This window comes from Oleiphilus sp. HI0080, from assembly GCF_001635135.1.
Window position 1 is genome coordinate 1 of sequence record NZ_LWFU01000597.1, and the last position, 1,697, is coordinate 1,697.

The 1,697-nt window shown below is 48.7% G+C and carries 2 protein-coding genes; both read left to right on the forward strand.

Annotation, left to right across the window (positions count from 1 at the left end; translation table 11 throughout):
- On the forward strand, positions 1–1,222 hold a 1,222-nt coding region (locus A3751_RS13095; RefSeq protein WP_068456747.1), incomplete at its 5' end, for an acyl-CoA dehydrogenase family protein.
- 31 nt (positions 1,223–1,253) lie between these two features.
- On the forward strand, positions 1,254–1,697 hold a 444-nt coding region (locus A3751_RS13100; RefSeq protein ID WP_068456750.1), incomplete at its 3' end, for a DUF2489 domain-containing protein.

Genomic DNA, 1,697 nt, shown 5'->3' on the forward strand with positions numbered 1-1,697 from the left:
ACCCGAGCTTTATGATATTTGGGCACCCAAAATCCTAAACCGAACTTACGACCCTCGAAATATACCCCATTTTCAGAAAGACAGCGTCACCATTGGGATGGCAATGACTGAGAAGCAGGGCGGCTCAGATGTTAGAAGGAACTCCACTCGTGCCTTCCCTATTGATGGAAACACAGATGGGCTTTACGAACTCGTTGGCCACAAATACTTCGTTTCAGCACCGATGTGTGATGCGTTTCTGGTGCTTGCTCAAACAACGTCCGGAGTATCTTGCTTCCTAGTTCCTCGCTGGAAAGACGACGGGACTAAGAATCCCATACAGATCCAAAAGCTAAAAAACAAAATGGGGAATGTCTCTAACGCGTCAAGCGAAACGGAACTGCGCGGTGCGCAAGGATGGTTACTCGGGCAGGAGGGTAAAGGCGTCGCGACAATCCTCGATATGGTAGCCATGACGCGCTTTGACTGCATGATAGGATCGAGCGCGGGAATGCGGCAAGCGGTTGCGCAGGCAACCCACCATTGCGCTTCTAGAGCAGCCTTTGGTGCCTTGTTGAACAAGCAACCTCTCATGCAGAACGTTCTTGCAGATTTGATTCTTGAAAGCGAGGCGGCTTTGGCGCTCACGTTGCGCATGGCGCGCGCCCTTGATCGTATGGATGAGGCTCAAGATGAAGCTGCATTAATGCGGATCGGTACGGCGGTTGGCAAATATTGGATATGCAAACGGACCCCCGGGCACGCGTACGAGGCCATGGAGTGTATCGGAGGTATGGGCGTCATGGAAGACACAATCATGCCTCGACTCTTCAGAGAATCGCCGGTTAACGCAATCTGGGAGGGCAGTGGCAACGTACAATGCTTAGACATGATACGAGCCATGCAGCGCGCACCCGAAAGTGTCGACGCCCTACTTCGCGAGTTGAGTAGTGCGAAAGGTGTGGTAGCTGAGTTTGATCAATATAGCGCTGAGCTGTTCTCAGCGCTTGAGGGCGTTCACGCCTTGCAACCAGATGAGGTGCAATATATCTCGCGCTCGTTGATTGAAAAGATCGCTTTGAGTTTACAGGCTTCTTGCTTAATTCAGTTCGGCGATCGTGTGGTTGCAGATGCATTTTGTAAAGCGCGTCTTGGAGGAACTACGTCTGGTCTACTGTACGGCGGTTTACCTCAAAATATCGACTGCGCATATCTTATTGAACGGGCAACACCCAAAAACTAACTAGCGATTTGGCAAGGAGCGAGGTGTGGAAATGACAACATTGCTTTGGTTTTTCTCAATATTAGGAGCATTGATTTGTATTGCGTTATCAATAAAGATCGCACGTCAGGTTCGTTTTCTTGATGCTCACAAAGAAGCGGTTATTGAAGCAAGGTCCAAGGCAAAGATTAATCAGGACAAACTTCGCGAAAGCATACGTATTCTTTGTTCCTCTATGCTTGACGAGCAGGTTGAGATTTCTGAAGGATGCATGAGGGTCAAGATTCTTTTGGATCATTTGGATGCCCGTCTGCACCATGATGAGGTTCTTGGTGTCTTTAACGAGGTATATGAACGCCTCGAGTCAATGCCTCGCTTTGAAAAGCGCAAGGCCGTAAACCGAAAAATATTAGACAAGCTAGATGAAACACGATTCGCTGTAGAGAATGACTATCGCGAACGTGTTTTGGTAGCTTGTAATACCTTAATGGCTGAA